This window comes from Porphyromonas sp. HMSC065F10 (assembly GCF_001808555.1).
Taxonomy (GTDB): Bacteria; Bacteroidota; Bacteroidia; order Bacteroidales; family Porphyromonadaceae; genus Porphyromonas_A.
The window spans coordinates 44,440-62,783 of record NZ_KV793748.1; the positions used below are offsets into that span (position 1 = coordinate 44,440).

Genomic DNA, 18,344 nt, shown 5'->3' on the forward strand with positions numbered 1-18,344 from the left:
CGGGGTCTTCGGCACTTCGTGCCTCGACACCCTGGCTAAAAAACGATGATCCCTTCGGGGCTTCGCCCCTGCGGGATCGGTAGGTAGGAGCATCAAGAGACCAACCGGTCAACCGGATCGCACCCGGCGTAGGGGACTGCACCTAAGCTACAACGCCCAAATGCGTCACCCCTCGCCGAGAGTAGTTTGCGAAGCTCATTTACAATAAAAGAGAATGTTGCACGAAGTGCCATTCTCGCACATTTGTTTCAAATGTGCTGAGACTTTGCACGAAGGATGAGATGCAAGGCGCTGAGGATGAGGTCGAAGGGAGCGTACTCACGTACGTGACCGAGACCGAATTCCGAAAGCAACGCAGCAGATCGCCTTCGTGCAATAGTCTCAAAATGTAGTATCTTTGACAAAGATTGAGGAGACCAACTCTCAGTCTATATGGACGGCTTTACCACCCCGCCCAAAAGCAAGACCTTTTCGCCCCTGATGCTCTTAATAGAAGCAGAGAGGAGACAAAATAAAAACGTCAGAGAAATTAATGCACAGAGTTATCGCAAGTCGGACCCATGTAGCGATGCTGCTACTATCGGTGCTATCCCTCGCCGGATGTCAAAGTCCGAGGGAGATAGACGAGCCGGAGGCTCAAGACAAGATACAGTTTCACCCCTTTGTGAGTGATCAGCTGAGAGGCACCGAGGAGACCATCTCCACACTGGCACAGAGCGGATTTAGTGTCCGAGCATATGGCCAAGGACAGCTTTACTTTGAGGAGAGGGTGACCGCCACAGATCCGGCCACAGGGACGGGGATCTGGAATACGGCAAATCCCCACCTATGGCCCCCCTATGAGCTGGACTTTATCGGGTACAATGGTCTCGGAGAGTATGGAACGCTATCGGCGGATGACACCGGTGTGAGCCTCGTGCTGAGCACGCCTGAGGCTGTGGAGAAGCAGCCGGACATCATCGTGGCACGCACGACGGGGAGAGCTGCCGACCACGCCACAAACGGGGTCCCGCTCTACTTTAAGCACCTCCTCTCGCAGCTCTCCGTGCAGGCGAAGAACAGCAACAAGAGCTACAATGTGGAGGTAGCCGGCGTGAAGATCGCTCGCATACAGTCGCAGGCGACACTCACCCTCCCCGCTGAGATAAAGCAAGACGAGGAACTGCCAGACTACAGAGACCTTGCAAGCCCTAAGAGCTTCGGTGCAGCCGCTGCCAGCGTACTCACTCTGGGCGATACGCCCCAGGAGATCGGCAACAGTGCCGCCGGCAACTTTATGCTCATCCCGCAGGAGCTTACGGCGTGGAATAGAGAGGAGCAGATCGGTGGTGCCGCTGACAACGAGGGCACCTACTTAGGAGTACTACTGAGGCTCACCACGCCATCCGGTGCACAGTGCTACCCGCTCGAGAAGGGGAAGTACGCGTATGCGACCATCCCCTTCTCCATACCCGGTGGGATGAAGGCCGGAGTACACTACCAGGTGACGCTGGACTTCAGCAAGGGCGCGGGCTATCAGGAGCCGTCCCTTGGAGATGGGTTGCCTGCCAAACTGCCGGACGGTGTGGCGGTAAGCGATCAGCCATGGGGAGGCGAGGAGAAGCCCGGCAAGGCGATACTGGGCGGACCGATCAAGTTTGACGTATCGGTGGAGCCTTGGGAAGAGAAGAGTAGCGACCTCTCCGCCGGGGGCATAGAGCTAAAGCCCGTGACGATGCAGTACGGCAGCCGGAAGCTGGTCTTCTCTATCCCTAAGGAGGCCACCGAGCTGCGGGAGAGCGACATCCCCAAGGTGGAGATGCCGGGACGGAAGTTTATCCGATGGGAGGACGGCAAGGGACAGGAGGTCACTTTCCCCCACACACTCACGCCGGACTTCGTACTCACAGCCAAGCTGGAGCCCTATCATGCGACACTGGTCGTGCCGGAAAAATTTCAGTTCAAGAGCGATCAGACGACCGACAACAAGCGATTAGAGTTGACCGAGGAGGGGTATTTACCAGAGACACCACAGCTGGAGCCAACAAGAGGTAGCATCTTTAATCCACAAGACTCCAGGGGCTTTGTGGGGTGGACCAAGGATACTAACCCGACGATTGATTCGGAAGTGGTGGCGAAGGAGACCGTGCTGGAGGGTGATGTGGAGCTGCATGCCATTCTTACGACAGGTGTGGTCTCTCGGACCACCGGCAGCGAGCTCTTCTTTGTCTCCGGCACAGGCGGGTCAAAGCCGGAGTTCTTTACCTTTGCCGGTGGCGTATCCACGCGAAGTGCCCTGCGGGCTACGCCTGAGGGGATCAAGATACACAACATCTATGTGGCTAAGCATCCCGTCACACAATCGGAGTACCTCAAGGTGATGGGCAGTAATCCCTCCTACTTCTCCGATCCGGACCAGTCTCGCTTCAACGGCAATGGGCTAAAGGGCGTGCCCCGTACAGATGCCGGTCGGCGACCGGTAGAGTCGGTCACCTGGATGGATGCGGTACACTACTGCAACAAACTCAGCGAAAAGGATGGTCTCACCCCCGTCTACACGATTGGCGACACTCCGGAGCAGGTAAGGCGCAACCCTAATGCCGACGGCTACCGCCTCCCCACCGAGGCGGAGTGGATATGGACAGCTACCGCTGCAAGTGGAGCAAATGGCACGAACATAGCCCTACAAAGAAACATTGGGCCCCTTCGCTTTGGCGACTTTGCCTGGTACAGAGACAATGCGATGCTGGGAGCGCAGACGTTTCTGAATCCCAAGGTGTGGAATGCCTTTGTCAATCCCGAGTACGGCACCAAGCCGGTGGGTGGCAAGAAGCCCAACGAACTAGGGATCTACGATATGAGCGGCAACGTATGGGAGTGGGTAGATGACTGGTACGGAGACCGCACCTACGAGCGTGACAATGGTCCCACAACCGGCACGTATAAGGTGCTGAAGGGCGGGAGCTTCCACTCCGATAAGAAGTTCCTCAACGTGGATTACCGCAAGAAGCACCTACCGGATCGGACGAATAAGCTGATCGGCTTCCGAGTCGTACGCAATGTAGTAGCAAGCAACTAAGCAAGAGAGATATGAGACACAATACTATCGTAGCCCTACTCCTCGGCACGCTCCTCACACTTGGGGGACTGACACCACTCTACGGACAGGAGCTGCAGGAGAATTGGTGGCGAACCGGCAAGTACACTATCGAGGACATCGCTGACCCGGTCTACTCCCTTGATGAAGAGTATATGAGCAACACGCCTAATCTCTATATGCCGGTAGGGAAGCAGGGCAAGCTCCCTGTGGTGATCGTCATACATGGGTGGAGTGGCACTAAGGAGCAGATGCAGCCGACGGCAAAGCTCCTTGCCTCACACGGGATGCTGGTACTTAACTATACGGCGGTGGATCAAAATCAGCCCTTCCAGTGGCTGGATGGTCTCATTGCGGCCTACACTCTACTTGAGGACGAAAATCGCCGTCCCGGGTCCAAGATATATGATAGAGTAGACTTTGAGAAGATTGGGCTAATTGGACACTCCATGGGCGCTGCCGGCGTCCTGCACAGCGCAGCGATGGAGAAGCCCAACGGGCTGCGGGGTAAGATCAAGACCGTCGTGAGTATGATGCCCTACCACGGCACTACCGATCCCATCATTTCGGACCCCGTTGCGGGAGGGAAGGATAAGCTGGGCTGCGATATCTCCGCCACGCCCAATGCCACGCTGATCATCTCGGCTGAGCAAGATCCCACGAATGAACCAATCGGTGGCTATGAGTTTTATCAGACGCTGAAGACGAACAAGCGGGTTTTTTTCTCCCTCAAGGGAACCCATCACACAGACTGGATGAATGAGTCCGGCAGAGACTCTAAGTATTACCCCGTGGCCATGCCTGTCATCACAGCGTGGATGCTCACCCACCTCTGCGGAGAGACTCAGTATGAGAGCTACTTCAAGGAGGGAGGGCTCTACTTTGAGAAGTGGGTGCGCCAGACACTCAAGGGCAATAGGAAGGTGGGCAGAGGTGAGTTCCCCGCCTTTGAGATCAAAGAGCCTTGAGCGCCATCCGCGAGAGGAGCAGTGTCCGACTTAGGAAAACAAAGATGAGCAGAGTCAACCTAAGCTCTTGGCATAAAGGCGTATTGATAGCAGTGCTATCCCTATGCGTGAAGCCCCTCACGGCAGAGTCGGTGGTGCCGCCTTCTGAGCCCGTCCCTGAGGAGGGGAGGGGCTGGCTATCCTTGCGCAGCAATGCCTTGGCGGACGTGGCACTGGTGCCTAACCTGGGCGTGGAGGCATTCATCGGAGAGCGCTGGAGCTGGGAGCTCACCGGCTACGGAGCGTGGTGGGCGAGTCCCCGGGCAAACTTCTTTTGGCGCCTACAAGGGCTGGAGACTGAGGTGAAGTACTGGCTCGGTCAGAGGGAGCAGGGAGGCAGAGGGCATCACATCGGCCTCTACGGGCATCTCTTTGACTACGACTTCCAGGTAGGAGGACGGGGGATCTTGGGCGACCGTCCCCACTATGGTGTAGGCGTGGCGTATGGGTATGGATGGACCCTTGGTGGGCAATGGACGCTTGAGGCAACGGTAGGCATAGGCTATCTCCACGGTCTCTTCAAGGAGTACGGGAAGCAGACCAACGGCTGCTTTCCGTGGAAGGCGACAAAGCAGATAGACTTCGTCGGACCAACCAAGCTCTCTCTCTCACTTGTCTACAGACTATGGTGAAGGGACTACGATATATCTTGCTGCTCCTGCTTTCCTTGCTCTGTGTCCAGTGCCGACACAAGGAGCTCTGCTACTCCAAGGCGGTGGAGGTGGAGGTTCGCTTTGACTGGTCCCGGGTGCAGGATCCGCACGTGGCAGGTATGACTACCTACTTTTACCCCATAGACAACGGATCATCTCCGGTGAGGCGCGACTTCAAAGACCTCGCCGGCGGGACGATAGCGCTACGCGAAGGACGCTACAGGGTGGTAGCCTTCAACAACTCCTCCGCCATCCTGCAGCACCGGGGCGAGGAGCGGTACGAGACGCTGGAGAGCTTTACCCGCAACAGCAACTCGCTGACCGGCGCACTCCTCGCACAGGGTCCTCCATCCTGGGATGAGGGAAAGACCTTCCGGCTACAGCCGGAGCCCTTCTATGCCGGGCGGGTGACGGAGACACGGATCACGCCACAAGCCGATGGCACACCCCGACAGGTGATCACCATAGTGATGGAGCCACGCTATCGAGAGGTGAGGATACGGCTGACCAATGTCCAGGGCTTGCAGGGAGTGCATGGCATCTCGGCAAGCATGGGCGGCGCCGTACCCGGTTACCTTATCGGTATCGACAAGTGGGCTAAGGGGAGTGTCCATCACCCTGTGGTGATGAAGTGGGACGACCATGAGGTGTCGGGAGACCTGATCGTCTACGAGCTGATCCCTAAGGCAGACGGCGGACGGCAGGAGCTAACGCTCTATATCGTGATGACAGACGGGAAGGGCTACACCTACGACTTTGATGTGACGGACCAGGTGGAGAGCCAGAAGGGGGAGCCTGTGGTCTACGTCACGCTGGACGAGGAGATTGAGCTGCCCCGGACTGACGAAGCAGCTCACGGCGGACTCGACGTCACGGTGGAGAGCTGGGAGAGGATGTACGTGACCATAGATATGTAGCACTCAGATCTATGGGAGGGCGTAAAACAAATAGCACAATAACAATCAACACATAACGCATGACTGAGAATATGAAAAGAGTAATGACATGGGCAGTACTTGCCACAGCCGCAACCCTGACGCTTACCTCGTGCAGCAAGGTAACGGAGGTACCGGAGCCGGCGGGCGGATGCGGGAAGATCGCATTCACCCCCTTTGTCGCCAACAGCCTCCGTGCCGGGGAGTTTGACCTGAACGCCCTGGAGGGGACAGGCTTTACCGTATCAGCCTTTGGCAACGGCGCGACCTTCTTTGCGGACAAGACCGTCAATAAGGAGGCAGCAGATGGTCTGTGGGTTCCCGAGGGCGGTGACATCCTGTGGCCGGGCTTTGAGTTGGACTTTGTCGCTTATGCCAATCTCGGAGAGTACGCAACAGCAGCGATCGGGCTGACCGAGTCTAAGCTGGAGCTGACCACGCCGACAGAGATCGCTAAGCAGACTGACGTGATCGTCGCTCGCGACAAGGGCAATAGTGCCGACCATGGCACCAACGGCATGCCACTGAACTTCAAGCACGTGCTCTCACAGGTAGAGGTAAAGGCGGTCAACACCAATGCCACGTCCGACTATAAGATCAAGGTGGCCGGAGTAAAGATTGGTCGGATCGTGAAGAATGCGACCTTTAAGTACCCTGCCGACACAAAGACCGCAACCACTCTGAGTGACTACAAGCTTGGCACCGACAAGGAGACCTTTGGTGCAGCTATGGAAGGGGCTCAGGAATTGACTACCACCCCTGTCTCCCTGATGGGTAAGGACGGCAACTTTATGCTCATCCCGCAGACACTAACCAAGTGGGATGCGGCGAAGCAGCGCACCGAAGGGACAGACAACAATGGCGTATATCTCTCCGTACTGCTTAACATCACCACCAAGGACGGTGTGACCATCTACCCCACCGATGGCAAGTATGCATGGGCCGCTACCCCTCTGGAGATCGCCGGCGGTCTGGAGCCCGGCAAGAAGTATGTGATCACACTTAACTTTAAGGACGGTGCGGGATACCAAGATCCCGAGGGGGATAAGCCCGCAGGCTTTACCCCGGCCGCCGGGGTGGAGATCTCTGACAGCCCCGCAGCACCCAAGCCCGGCACTCCGATCCTAAGCAACCAGGCCATCAAGTTCAAGGTCACAGTGGAGGGGTGGCAAAATAGCGACAAGCCCCTGGAGATGCCCAAAGAATAATTAAGGTGCTTGTAACATCAGCCCGTGAGGGGTGTGTCGGACACTGAGTCCGGCACACCCTTTTTCTTTACACATATCGGATGTGGTCAAAGGGCAGCAGGAAGAGCGTTTTACACTGCATGAGACCTTTGCAGAATACCCCATCTGCGGCGTCACATTCGAGATTCGGGCTTAGTCATGTGCGTAAGCACACTCCCTTCGCCCTCACTCTCAGTCCCTTGCATCTGGGGCATTCTGCAAAGTCCCTGCCGAAAAAGCGGTGCTTTTTCGGCGAAAGACCATTTTGCAAAGGTCTTTTTGGAAAAGCAGACGCATTTGAGCCCTACAGAAGTCATTCGAATGCGTCATCTCTATCAATAAACTTAATCTATGGAAAAAGTATGTATGCCAAAGATAATGCTTGTCGAACACAATAGGTCCGGCTCGCAGTCTGATGCAGGGGTGACGCATTTGAGCTTTACATAAGTTATTCAACTCATTGTGAAGAGTGGGGAACGAGGCACCCCGGCAGGGGTGCTCGGTGTTTCGCCCGGGTGTCGAGGAGGGGCGCATGCCCCGACGAAGACCCCGGGATAGATCGACGGGAAAAAATTCCCACGACCACGGCAGGGTGTCGCACTATCAAGCTTGCCCGGGGAGTGCGACACCCTTGAGGGTGCTTCGTTTCTTATTCTTCAGGATGAGTTGCGTGGCTTCTGTAAGGCTCAAATGCGTCACCCCTCAATAGTGTGACGTCTACTCGCTATACTTTAGAAATATCTACTTAAGCTAATAATCTAGCATATTTAGCTCGTATGGGTAGGAGAGTAGAGCCAAAGGCCACTCAGGCCTTCTTGAAGTCCAGCGTGTAAATAGTAGTATTCCAGCGGAGCGATGGGATAAGTGCACCTATACGAGCGATGAAGGTATAGGGCTTCATCATATCCAGCACAGACCGACGATGCAACACACGCAGGTGAGGATGCAAGCCCTCCACTTCTGCAATACTATCATATCCCGACCTAAAGCAAGCTTCCGAATGACGTATAGTATCGTGCTGCTTCTGATGCTTCACCACTGTGCTATTGAGCATATCACAGACGATAAGGAGTCGATCTCCAAAAGCCCCATAAAGCCTATCCATCAGCTCCCGAATCTCCCTATCTGTGAAATACATCAAGACCCCCTCTATCACCAATATCACCTGCGTCTCAGCCGTCGTGAGGCTTTGGAGCTCTGTAATAAAGTTGGGCGAAGTAAGATCCCCCGCCAAGCTCTGCACGCCATCGAGCGGTGGCATCACCTCATTCCTCAAGGAGATTACAGGCTCTAGATCAAGATCGATTCGCCGATAGCTCGAAAGGGTCTGAATGGTCCTATGCCACCTAGTATCTAAGCCACACCCTGCATTCACCAAGAGGAGTGTATCGGGCACCGGTGCCTTCGCTAGCGTCACCACCTCCTGATCACAATACTTGGCCCGAACAAGGCAACCATAATAGCTCATCTTATTCCATCCCCCATACTTCTCCCAATTGAAGTCCATTTGTTGGGCAATATCAAGGGCTACACGATCCCCAAGTATCGGCTTGGGCGATTCTGCATCCTTCCAGCGCATCAGCAATGGAATAAAAAGAGTCTCCTCCACTGCTCCTACATTGATTTGTTTCTTCTCTATCATCACTCTAAGTACTCTATAAGTTATTACCCCACAAAAGTCCACAATTATTGCCTTTGCTCCCATACCTATCGCAAGGTATTTTGCACTCCACCCGCTTCAGGGCTCTGCCCCCTGTCTTACCCTGCAAAACGTTTAGGACACTATTGGTCACCCCTGCTTTTTGGAAAGGCAGACGATAATAGTTAACTTTGTTTCCGTACTGACTTATGGTGTCCTCCCGCTCGGGCTCACCGGACAGAGGAGGATGAAAAGGGAACCAGGTGCAAGACCTGGGCAGACCCGCTGCCGTAAGCTCCACAGAGAACTCCCCTCACACTCTACTCGCCACTGTTGCCCTACAGGCAACGGGAAGGATGCGAGGGGAGGGAGCAAGCCGGAAGACCTGCCATAGTCTTTAGAGTAAAGTGCTTCCGGGGGAAAGGAGCCATGCTTGAGTCGCAATCAACCGACCCATATCGGATCTACGCCATCGCTGCGCCTTCCATTCATCATCCTACCCTCTCTCCCGGTGATCACGACAGTTGTAGAGAGACATGAGGATACGAGTACATGCAATGGGATTGCTGGCGGCACTGCTCTCGGTGGTATGCGCCTGCGACAAGATCCCGGAGCTCCCCTCCTTTGAGGGGGAGGATGGCAATAAGGCGGTGATGATCGTGGTGAATGAGGGACTCTTCACCACCAATACCGCCGCCCTCTCGGTGATCTATGCCGATGGGAAGACCTACTTCGACGTCTTCCGCTGGGTCAATGACCGACCCCTCGGAGATGTTGCACAGTCTGTCACGGAGATTAACGGCTACTACTTTGTTGCCGTCAATAACTCCCGTCGCGTCGAGGTGCTGGATAAGAAGACTTTCAAGAGCGTCGGTTGCATTCGCTACAAGGAGTCGGGCTCTCCTCGCTTCATTGCCCCCCTTTCCGACTCTACAGCGATGGTTTCCGACCTCTACGGGCAGATCGTAACCATCCGCACCAAACCACCCTACAAGGAGCTGGAGTACATCAAGCTGCCACTCAAGTCTACCAGCATCGAGAAGATCACCTCCGTCGGAGGCAAGGTCTTCGGGGCTTATCTCAATCGCGGGCTGGCTGTATTTGACTGTGATGACTACAGTATCCGCAATATGCGCCTTATGGAGGATGTCGTGGTGGGTGAGCTGACGAAGACCTGTAAGATGCAGGTTGATGCCGACGACCACCTTTGGGTAGTCACCACCCCGAGGCTGGCACGAGATCAGAAGAGCCTGACACTGAATTGTATTGATCCTGCCTTGGAGCGCGTGATCAAGAAAGTGGAGATACCCTATGTCCTATCCGACATCAAGAGCGGTGATATCGTCGGGATGCCCAATTACAATCGTGTCGACATGGATCCCACAAAGACACTGATCTATTTCAACCTTATGGTGGCTACAAAGGATGGGAAGGACAGAAAGGACTCTAACCCCGTACAGACCGTCTACACCCTCAATGTAAAAACCGGCAAAGTAGAGAAGTACCTCGAGCTCCCCGGCGTCAGTATGATGTATGGTATGGGTGTGTCTCCCAAGGGCGAGGTGTGCATCTGCGACTGCCTCGACTACACGGCACAGCGAGGCTATGTGCGTGTCTTCTCGAGAGAGACCTCGGAAGTGAAGAGCTATAAAGTGGGTGTATATCCCCGAATGATCATTTTTCCTCAAGACTAATGAATAAGCAAGCTCTATCGGCAATGGTGATGCTTGGGCTCTTCCTCCCCACCATCCCCGCCACCGCCCAAGATGTCCACGAGGAGGATAGCATCGCCCGGAGCTACACGCTTCAGACCCTCTTCGTCACAGAAAAGTATATCACCAAGGAGAAAGAGGTCAACATAGGGGCAAAGACACAGACTATCCCTGCTCCGATCCTTGAAGTTTTCCAGTCTAGGAGCCTCGCAGATCTGCTGATCGAGCAAACCTCGATCAATGTCAAGAGTATGGGACTTGGTGCGCTGGCGACCGCTTCTTTCCGAGGTGCAAGCCCGTCACAGACACGAGTAAACTGGAATGGTGTCAATATTACCCCCGTCATGGCAGGGATCTTTGACTTCTCTCAGATGCCGGTCTTCTTCGCTGACAAGGTCTCCCTGGTCTACGGAAGCAATGATGTGAAGAGTGGCACCGGAGCGGTTGGGGGCAGTGTCAACGTCTCCAATATACCGGTCTGGGATGGTCGCACAGTGACAGACCTCTCCGCGGAGTACGGATCCTACAATACCTACACAGTCAAGGGGGCGATGCGATACGGCACCAATCGTCTCTCGATGAAGACGAGGGCATACTTCCAGCACTCTGACAACAACTTCTCCTACATCAATAAGGTCACCTCCAATGAGCACTTCCTCGAGCAGAGGGTCGATGCCGAGTATAGTATGGCCTCAGCGATGCAGGATCTGCACTATCGATTTTCACCGGAGTCCCGCCTCTCGACAGCCGTCTGGTATCAGTACGGCAATAGGATGCTTCCCCAGCCACTTGGTGTGGAGGCGACATCCCACGAGCGACAGAGGGAGCAAAACTTCCGCGCCTACGCAGGGTGGGACAGGCACTTTGGCTCCAAGTCTCAGCTGGCCGTCAAGGGGGCTTACATTTTCTATCAGCTGCGGTACGACAAGTGGTTCTCCACCACCCACTTTGACCCCTATGGGAATACCAATGCCAGCCATACGTGGAGTCTGAGTGGCGACTTCTCCCACCGCCTCACCGAGGAGGTCCTCCTCAATACGACGCTCACCTACCAGCACGACATGGCCAAGGCGGAGAGCTACAGGGATCTGGATCCAAGTAAGTACACCATCGATGACATTGAGTACAAGATCCCGGATCTGGAGCCCCCCGTCAAGGAGTACCGCAACATCCTCTCTTGGCACAACTCCGTGCGGTGGCAGTTTGCCGACCACTGGCTCACCGACCTCCGGTTGATGCTGGAGACGAATGACTGGAGGAGGCCGGTCTGCACCTACTCCCTCGGGGTGATAGGCAGCGTGGTGCCCAATAGGCTCAATGTCCGCAGTAGTGTGGCATACAACTACCGATTTCCCAGTCTCAATGAGCTCTACTGGCGCCCGGGCGGTAATCCTGACGTCCTGCCTGAGCGGGGAACCTCCTTTGATGCCACACTCTCGCTTGACCTGCCCTTTGGAAAAGGGTGGAGCCTCAAGTCCGAAGTGGCGCCCTACCTGATGCTGATCGACAATTGGATCCTCTGGCTCCCGACAGACGAGAGTGCGAGAGGCAGAGGCAGCTCGTCCAATCAGTGGCTCTGGACCCCTCAAAATAAGCGGAACGTCCTCTCTGCCGGGGTAGAGCTGATGAGCCGACTCTCTTACACACACAAAGACTTGCGTGGCTCGGTGACCTTTAATTACACCTATACCGACTCTCATACCCGGACAAAGCAGCACAAGGACGACGGCTCGCTCCTCAAGCAGATCCCCTATGTCCCCAAGCAGAAGTGGAGCATCCGTCTCTCGCTGGACTACAAGCAGGCGTTCATCAACTTTCAGACCACCTATGTCGGCGTCCGCTTCATCACCACGGATCAGTCCTACTTCACCTATCCCTATAACGTCTGCAACCTACAGGCGGGATACACCATCGCCCTCGGTAATAAGGTAATCCTCTCTCCTCAGGTGAGGGTGGACAACCTCTTCAATACTTACTACGAGTCGACCCAGTATTACCCGATGCCTCGGCGTAATATACTCGGCTCTCTCATCGTCAGGTTTTGACACAATACTTATGAATAAGATTTCTCTACACAGGCTACTCATCTGCCTGCCGATATTCTTTATCGGACTGGCAGGATGTAAGGGGGAGGACGAGCCCACACCCGTCGACCAAAAGATCTCGATCGAGGTCAGTATGCCGGCTCCCCTCTCCCTAGAGGGAGTAAAGGGCTCTATGGCCTATTACTGGAATAAGGAGCTCTCTCTCCACCTCCTCATCTCGCAGCAGGGGAAGAAAAGCCTGCCCCTGACGCTCAGACCGGAAGCCATCCCCGGTGAGGGGGACAAGGTACGCTTCAACGTGACTTTACCGCACGACCGCTTTGACTCCTCACGACCGATCTCTGTGACCGGATCCGTTGTCCGGAGCGAGAACACCAGAGCGGTGGCTCCGCAGACTATCCCTGTCGGGGGAGGACAGGCTATCAAGCCTAAGGGCTTTGGGGGGTTGCTTCCCTATGACCTCCTCAAGGAGATCCACCAGCCGCTCTTTTTCCGACCGGTCACCATCACTCCTGACGAGGACGGGGTCAGTGCCGTCAAGCTCGAGCCGAAGGGGAAGCTCCTCTTCCTACAGTTCCACAACGGTACAGACGAGGCTGTCGCACTCAACACCCTCAGCCTGAAGTCCGCTGACGGCACCCTCTTCGATGCGGATGCCGTCTATGATCCCATCACGGGTGAAGTGAAGGGGACAAAGAGCGACACCACCCCCACCTTTACACTCAGCAAGGAGGAGAAGCTCAGCCCGGACATTGTGGTCACTTATCTCGTCTGGCTCCCCTCCGAGAAGCTGTCTAAGCCGACATTCCGCCTCTCCTCCCTCACAGTGGAAGGGAAGGAAGTGATCTCAGAGGGTACGGCCCCCGCCGATCTTACCCAGTCTCTCGCCCTCTCCTACCTCGGGATGAAGGAGGACGGCACTCTAGACGTTGGCAATGAGCCGGTGGTAGAGGAGGCGGACATCTCCGAGGGGGGAGACCCGCTCTTCACGATGAACGATATCGAGTTCTGGGTCGGAGAGGGCGAGAAGAGAGCCGCCCTCGTCATCGAGTGGCACGATGATAAGCAGCCCGATGCCATGGTATGGGGCTACCGCTTCGATGGAGATAAGACAGGGTACGATATGGTCCAGGCGGTCGTTAGGGCAGACCCTCGTCTGAGTCTGCTTCTCGGCAAAGCCTTTGGCGGACTCGATGTAATCTTCGGTATGGGATACCAATTCACCCCCACCACCCCGCGCGCCCCGATCATCCTCGATGGTCAAAAGCTCTCCAACGACGGCAATGGCATTACCTTCGTAGAGAACGCCAAGGATGCCGACAGGTATAAGTTTGGAGACGAGTCCGGGCACTGGAAGGAGGGCTGGTATAAGAACGGTTACTGGGTCTACTACGTCAAGGATAACCGTCTCGACAGCTTCTCCTACTCTCAGCTTGTATATAGCCTCCGCCACCTTGTGGACGGCTGCTGGGACGGCTGGTCCTTCCAAGACGGAATGGACAGCCGCGTGGGCAGACCTCACGGCAATAAGTTTGTCCCTGCACCCCTTCCCGATAAGAAATGAAATACAATCAACATAACTCAATCCAACAACCATGAACAAAATGACACTTACATGGAGGGCAATCCTCCTTGCGTCACTCAGTGTTGCACTCTTCGGGTGTGCGCTGGACGATGATGCGCCGACACAGGAGACGACCAAGTCCTCCATCAGCCTCACTCTCGATAACGGGCAAACCATGATGGATGCCTACCCGGGAGACACCATCCGGGTGAAGGTGGAGAGTAAGGAGCTGAAAGACATCGTCGGCACCACATCCAACTCTGCATGGAATGTCAACTACGATGAAGAGAAGAGCGAGCTTACCATCATTGCACCTGTTGTCTGCACCAGCGGACCGGCCAAGGTGATGGTCTCCGGAGTCGACCAAAGGGGGCAGGTCTTCAGAAGCCTTGTATCCCTCACTCTCAACGACTACAGTGATCTGCGAGGGACTTTTATCCTCAACGAAGGCAGCGTCTGGAGCACCCCATCCGAGATGAGCTCACTCATCTATATCTCGCCGCGCACCAGTGCCACGCCTTATGTCTATGAGAGCATCAATGGTCGCGCACCCGGTGCATGCTCGCAGGATATGTTTGAGAGCGGGGGCAAGTACTTCGTCATCTCACAGAATAGGAACCCCGACACGGATGGACAGCTGACCATCTTTGACACCAAGACCCTGCGCAAGATCGGGAACTATCCCTTTAAGGAGAAGGAGCTCGACTGGCCTACCCACCTCGCCGTAGTGGATGGCTACAAGATCTACATCCGCGACAATAAGGGTATCTGGTTCTTCAATACTGCCTACTCCGCCAACACACTGAAGTTTATTGAAGGCTCCCGAGGCGCCCGGAAGAACACCATGGCGGTCAGCAATGGCAAGGTCTTCTTCTCGAAGAACAACTACCTCAAGGTGATCGATCCTGAGAGCAACACCATCGTCCACGAGGTGAAGTATGGCGGCAACATCTCCGGCGTCATCAATGCCGACGACGACCACCTCTATGTCTCCAACCTTGAGAAGGGCATCGGTAAGATCCGTCTCGTGAATACCAAGACCTACGAGGTCGAGAAGGTGAATGAGATCACTAAGGAGAATGGAGGCGATCTGCTCGCTATGACCTTTGCCGCTGCACCCGGCATCTCCGCTAAGGGCGACACGATCTACTATAGCTCACTGGGCCAGAAGGTCTACCGCCACCTCTTCTCCACCGGAGAGTCTAAGCTGATGGTGGATGTCAAGGAGACCCTCAATCCTGAGCATACCCAGACCTACAACACTGTCCAGGTCAATCCGACCACGGGACACGTCTATATGAATACCCTGATGGGATTTGGGCCTCTCTACAAGACCAATACCATCTATCGCTTCGATATGACGGGTGACAAGGCTGTGCTGCTCAATCGCTGGGAGAACCTTACCCGCTTCCCAGCAGGCATCTTCTTCCCCAGAGGTACCACCCCGGCAGCTAAGAAGTAACACCCTACCTCATCCATAGGAGAGGGGGCTGTGCCGCTACGTGCGACACAGCCCCCTCTTTTTTTTGCATCTCAAAGTGCGGGGTATAAAAAAATGAAGCCCCCGGTTATCACAACCGAAGGCATCCATAGTGATGTTTAACAAAAAAAATACGCAAAAAGTGACCCGGATAGGATTCAAACCTATAACCTTCTGATCCGTAGTCAGATGCTCTATTCAGTTGAGCTACCGGGCCGAAGTATGATTGCTCACACTCCGAGACAGTCTAGCGACTGTCAGGAAGTGACTCGGATAGGATTCAAACCTATAACCTTCTGATCCGTAGTCAGATGCTCTATTCAGTTGAGCTACCGAGCCATAGCGCAGGCCTACTGACCTCGCTTATGACTGCAAAGGTACAATATTTACAGAAGTAATCCAAGGGGCGTGCCTTGTGACCTGTTCGCTCCAGAGAGGTGGTGGAAATCCTCTAAATTGAGTACCTTAGGGGGCTGATCGGGCTGTAGCTCGACCAGCCAGCAATAATCTATCTAAAGTATATTTGAGCCATGGACTTGAATCCCACAGACATGAATACCGCTCCCCAGGAGGTGGAGGAGCAGAAGACCATCACCGACGCTGCCACCGAGCAGACCGGAGAGACCGAGACCGCAGAGACTGAGGTCCCCGCAGAGGAGACCACGACAGAGGAGTCGGTCACTCCGGAGGAAAAAGCAACGGAGGAGAAGGACGTCACCCCCGAGGAGCCGCAGGAGACTCCCACCGCTGAGGACGGCGAAGAGGAGGACGAAGAGGAGGAGGAAGAGTCCGAGGAGGGCGACGAGCAGGCGAAGAAGCCACACGCCGACCTTTCCAAGCTCAGCGGCGATGAGCTCTACGAGGCGATCAATACTATGGTCGAGGAGGGCACCATCCCGAGTCAGCGCGATATGCGCCGTCTCGAGCGGCAGATGATGCCCAAGGGCAGCGTCACCACCAAGCCCGCAGGCGAGGAGAGTGCCGAGACGGAGAGCACCGAGGCAGCCCCTGAGGACGAGTCGGTAGTTCGCTTCATCAATCTCAAGACTCGCGTGCAGAAGCTCCGTAGCGAGCAGCGCGAGCAGGAGCGGACGGAGCGCGAGGCCAACTTAGCTGCCAAGCGACAGCTGGTGGAGCGCCTGAGGGACCTGCTCAGCCCGACGAATACGATGAATCCGATCACCCTCCGCAACGAGTTTTTCAATATCCGCCACTCCTGGAGCGAGGTGGGTCGCGTGCCCGACAATGACCGTAACGCCCTGATGGACGAGTACTCCGGTCTTCTGGACCGTTTCTACGAGGAGAAGGAGGTCGGCGAGGGGGAGCGCATCCAGGACTACGCCGACAACCGCGCCACCAAGGAGGCGATCATCGCCAAGGCGAAGGCGCTCGCTGACGACAAGGACGCCGTCAAGGCCTTCCGCAAGATGAAGGGCCTCCTTGATGAGTGGAAGGAGGTAGGTCCCGTGGCACCGGAGTTTAAGGACAGCCTCTGGAGGGACTTCAAGGACGCCCAGCAGGTGGTCTACAAGCGCCACGACGACCACTTCAAGGCCATCCACGAGGACGAGAAGGCCAATTATGAGAAAAAGAAGGTGCTGGTCGACAATCTCGAGAAGATGCTCGTCACCCTACCCGACAGCCGTCAGGGCTGGCGCCGCTACGAGAATGAGCTACGCAAGATCCACACCCAGTGGATGTCCATCGGTCGGGTGCCTAAGGATCTCTTCATCGATCTCCGCAGCCGGTACGATATGGTGAGGGACGAGTTCTTCATGCGGCGCAAGGCCTTCCTCAAGGACCTCTCCGCCGAGATCTCGCCCAAGCTTGAGCGACTCCGTGAGCTGGTCGACGAGGCAGAGGCTCTGCAGGATAGCGAGGAGTGGAGTGCCACCACCGATAAGCTCAAGGCGATGCAGAGAGAGTGGACGGAGAACTCCCGCTTCGGCACCCAGGTGGCTGAGGCGCAGCGCCTCTGGAAGCGCTTCCGGTCTGCGTGTGACAAGTTCTTTGAGCGCAAGTCAGAGCTGCACAAGCAGCGCAATGCCGATCGTAAGGAAAACCTTCAGGCTAAGTATGATGTCGTAGACCGTCTCGAGGCGCTCCTCGACCGCCGCAACGACCCCTCCACTGCCGATGAGGTGAAAGCGCTCGAGCAGGAGTGGCGCTCCATCGGTCCGGTCCCCAATGACGAGAAGGACGATGTCCTCAATCGCTACTTCGGCGCCATGCGCATCCTCACCGGTCAGGGCGGACGCCGTGGCAACCGCCGCGAGGGAGGCAATAGAGATCGCCGTGGAGGGGGCGGAAACTCCCGCCGCGGTGACCGCCGTGACGACCGCCAGAGGGAGCCAAAGTTCTCCAAGGTCAATCTCGACAAAGACCTCTCCAAGCTCTCCAAGGACGACCTCAAGGACGAGCAGAAGAATGTGAAGTACGGCATCTCCAAGCTGGAGGACGAGCTGCTGCAGCTGGAGACCAACTTCAGCTTCTTCTCCGGAGACCCCAGCAACCCTATGGTCAAGCATGTCCAGAAGCAGATAGACGAGGTCAAGGCCAAGATCTCTCAGTACCAGGATCGTGTAGGCGAGATCAAGGAGGAGGCCAAGAAGCCCGAGGACGAGCAGTCCGCTGACAGCAAGCCTGAGACCCCCGCCGAGGAGGGTGAGACCAAGCCCGAGGTAACAGCTGAGACCCCCGCCGAGGCGCCTGAGACCAAGCCCGAGGCAACTGCCGAGGAGTAAAGTCCACACATAGACCCACTTATCAAGGAGGGCTGCACTCATAGCGGGTGCAGCCCTCCTTTTTTTGCTCTTCTTCGTCCCTAAGCAGTGCTTATCTCCCAGTGGTGACGCATTTGAGTTCGCAGCAAAGAAGTGACAATCCCTATCTCTGTGCTTTTCCGTTGACTGATCCATCTCCTGATGCTCCCACCTGCCGATCCCTCCGGGGCTTCGCCCCTGCGGGATCATCGTTTCTTAGCCCGCGTGTCGAGGCACGAAGTGCC

Annotated in this window: 11 protein-coding genes, 2 tRNA genes and 1 riboswitch; of the genes, 10 read left to right on the plus strand and 3 right to left on the minus strand. The window is 55.8% G+C overall.

Annotation, left to right across the window (positions count from 1 at the left end):
- The first annotated feature begins 532 nt into the window (after nt 1-532).
- Genes HMPREF2890_RS01240 through HMPREF2890_RS01260 form a run of 5 tightly spaced genes read left to right on the plus strand, consistent with a single transcriptional unit; the run spans nt 533 to nt 6,879 of the window.
- Nucleotides 533-3,058: an SUMF1/EgtB/PvdO family nonheme iron enzyme gene (locus HMPREF2890_RS01240; protein WP_083289722.1), complete on the plus strand. Its 2,526-nt coding sequence runs from the start codon at nt 533-535 to the stop codon at nt 3,056-3,058.
- 11 nt (nt 3,059-3,069) lie between these two features.
- Nucleotides 3,070-4,044 (plus strand): alpha/beta hydrolase, encoded by a 975-nt coding sequence (locus tag HMPREF2890_RS01245; protein WP_070464226.1) that lies wholly within the window; start codon nt 3,070-3,072, stop codon nt 4,042-4,044.
- Nucleotides 4,045-4,088: 44 nt separating this feature from the next.
- A complete protein-coding gene (locus HMPREF2890_RS01250) occupies nt 4,089-4,715 on the plus strand; it encodes a DUF3575 domain-containing protein (RefSeq protein WP_083289723.1) in 627 nt (208 codons plus the stop codon).
- Complete coding sequence (locus HMPREF2890_RS01255) at nt 4,709-5,653, plus strand: DUF5119 domain-containing protein (RefSeq protein WP_070464229.1); 945 nt, start codon at nt 4,709-4,711, stop codon at nt 5,651-5,653. Before HMPREF2890_RS01250 ends, HMPREF2890_RS01255 begins: the two co-directional genes overlap by 7 nt.
- 59 nt (nt 5,654-5,712) lie before the next feature.
- Complete coding sequence (locus tag HMPREF2890_RS01260) at nt 5,713-6,879, plus strand: fimbrillin family protein (RefSeq protein WP_083289724.1); 1,167 nt, start codon at nt 5,713-5,715, stop codon at nt 6,877-6,879.
- A gap of 823 nt (nt 6,880-7,702) precedes the next feature.
- Here the strand turns inward: HMPREF2890_RS01260 and HMPREF2890_RS01265 are convergent.
- Nucleotides 7,703-8,602, minus strand: a complete 900-nt coding sequence (locus tag HMPREF2890_RS01265; protein WP_083289725.1) for a class I SAM-dependent methyltransferase — start codon at nt 8,600-8,602, stop codon at nt 7,703-7,705.
- A gap of 127 nt (nt 8,603-8,729) precedes the next feature.
- Nucleotides 8,730-8,944, plus strand: a riboswitch (cobalamin riboswitch).
- A 128-nt stretch (nt 8,945-9,072) separates the two neighbouring features.
- Here HMPREF2890_RS01265 and HMPREF2890_RS01270 point away from each other — a divergent pair.
- The 4 genes from HMPREF2890_RS01270 to HMPREF2890_RS01285 are packed head-to-tail and all read left to right on the plus strand — an operon-like array spanning nt 9,073 to nt 15,319.
- Complete coding sequence (locus HMPREF2890_RS01270; RefSeq protein WP_246825219.1) at nt 9,073-10,230, plus strand: DUF5074 domain-containing protein; 1,158 nt, start codon at nt 9,073-9,075, stop codon at nt 10,228-10,230.
- Nucleotides 10,230-12,293, plus strand: a complete 2,064-nt coding sequence (locus HMPREF2890_RS01275) for a TonB-dependent receptor (protein WP_246825220.1) — start codon at nt 10,230-10,232, stop codon at nt 12,291-12,293. Before HMPREF2890_RS01270 ends, HMPREF2890_RS01275 begins: the two co-directional genes overlap by 1 nt.
- A 10-nt stretch (nt 12,294-12,303) precedes the next feature.
- Nucleotides 12,304-13,857, plus strand: coding sequence for a hypothetical protein (locus HMPREF2890_RS01280; protein ID WP_070464240.1), 1,554 nt, complete (start codon nt 12,304-12,306; stop codon nt 13,855-13,857).
- Between the two features lie 31 nt (nt 13,858-13,888).
- Nucleotides 13,889-15,319 carry a YncE family protein gene (locus tag HMPREF2890_RS01285; protein ID WP_070464242.1) on the plus strand — a complete coding sequence of 477 codons (1,431 nt, stop codon included), beginning with the start codon at nt 13,889-13,891 and terminating at the stop codon, nt 15,317-15,319.
- A gap of 161 nt (nt 15,320-15,480) precedes the next feature.
- Here HMPREF2890_RS01285 and HMPREF2890_RS01290 read toward each other — a convergent pair.
- Both HMPREF2890_RS01290 and HMPREF2890_RS01295 read right to left on the minus strand, forming a co-directional pair.
- Nucleotides 15,481-15,554, minus strand: a tRNA-Arg gene (locus tag HMPREF2890_RS01290).
- Nucleotides 15,555-15,602: 48 nt separating this feature from the next.
- Nucleotides 15,603-15,676 (minus strand) — tRNA-Arg (locus tag HMPREF2890_RS01295).
- Between the two features lie 191 nt (nt 15,677-15,867).
- Here HMPREF2890_RS01295 and HMPREF2890_RS01300 point away from each other — a divergent pair.
- Nucleotides 15,868-18,081: a DUF349 domain-containing protein gene (locus HMPREF2890_RS01300; RefSeq protein ID WP_070464244.1), complete on the plus strand. Its 2,214-nt coding sequence runs from the start codon at nt 15,868-15,870 to the stop codon at nt 18,079-18,081.
- Nucleotides 18,082-18,344: the final 263 nt, after the last annotated feature.

What these genes read in the sequence shown, in the direction of transcription:
- HMPREF2890_RS01240 (WP_083289722.1), top strand. Translation starts at nt 533, where the DNA reads ATGCACAGAGTTATCGCAAGTCGGACCCATGTAGCGATGCTGCTACTA.
- HMPREF2890_RS01245 (WP_070464226.1), top strand. Translation starts at nt 3,070, where the DNA reads ATGAGACACAATACTATCGTAGCCCTACTCCTCGGCACGCTCCTCACA.
- HMPREF2890_RS01250 (WP_083289723.1), top strand. Translation starts at nt 4,089, where the DNA reads ATGAGCAGAGTCAACCTAAGCTCTTGGCATAAAGGCGTATTGATAGCA.
- HMPREF2890_RS01255 (WP_070464229.1), top strand. Translation starts at nt 4,709, where the DNA reads ATGGTGAAGGGACTACGATATATCTTGCTGCTCCTGCTTTCCTTGCTC.
- HMPREF2890_RS01260 (WP_083289724.1), top strand. Translation starts at nt 5,713, where the DNA reads ATGACTGAGAATATGAAAAGAGTAATGACATGGGCAGTACTTGCCACA.
- HMPREF2890_RS01265 (WP_083289725.1), bottom strand. Translation starts at nt 8,602, where the DNA reads ATGGGAGCAAAGGCAATAATTGTGGACTTTTGTGGGGTAATAACTTAT.
- HMPREF2890_RS01270 (WP_246825219.1), top strand. Translation starts at nt 9,073, where the DNA reads ATGAGGATACGAGTACATGCAATGGGATTGCTGGCGGCACTGCTCTCG.
- HMPREF2890_RS01275 (WP_246825220.1), top strand. Translation starts at nt 10,230, where the DNA reads ATGAATAAGCAAGCTCTATCGGCAATGGTGATGCTTGGGCTCTTCCTC.
- HMPREF2890_RS01280 (WP_070464240.1), top strand. Translation starts at nt 12,304, where the DNA reads ATGAATAAGATTTCTCTACACAGGCTACTCATCTGCCTGCCGATATTC.
- HMPREF2890_RS01285 (WP_070464242.1), top strand. Translation starts at nt 13,889, where the DNA reads ATGAACAAAATGACACTTACATGGAGGGCAATCCTCCTTGCGTCACTC.
- HMPREF2890_RS01300 (WP_070464244.1), top strand. Translation starts at nt 15,868, where the DNA reads ATGGACTTGAATCCCACAGACATGAATACCGCTCCCCAGGAGGTGGAG.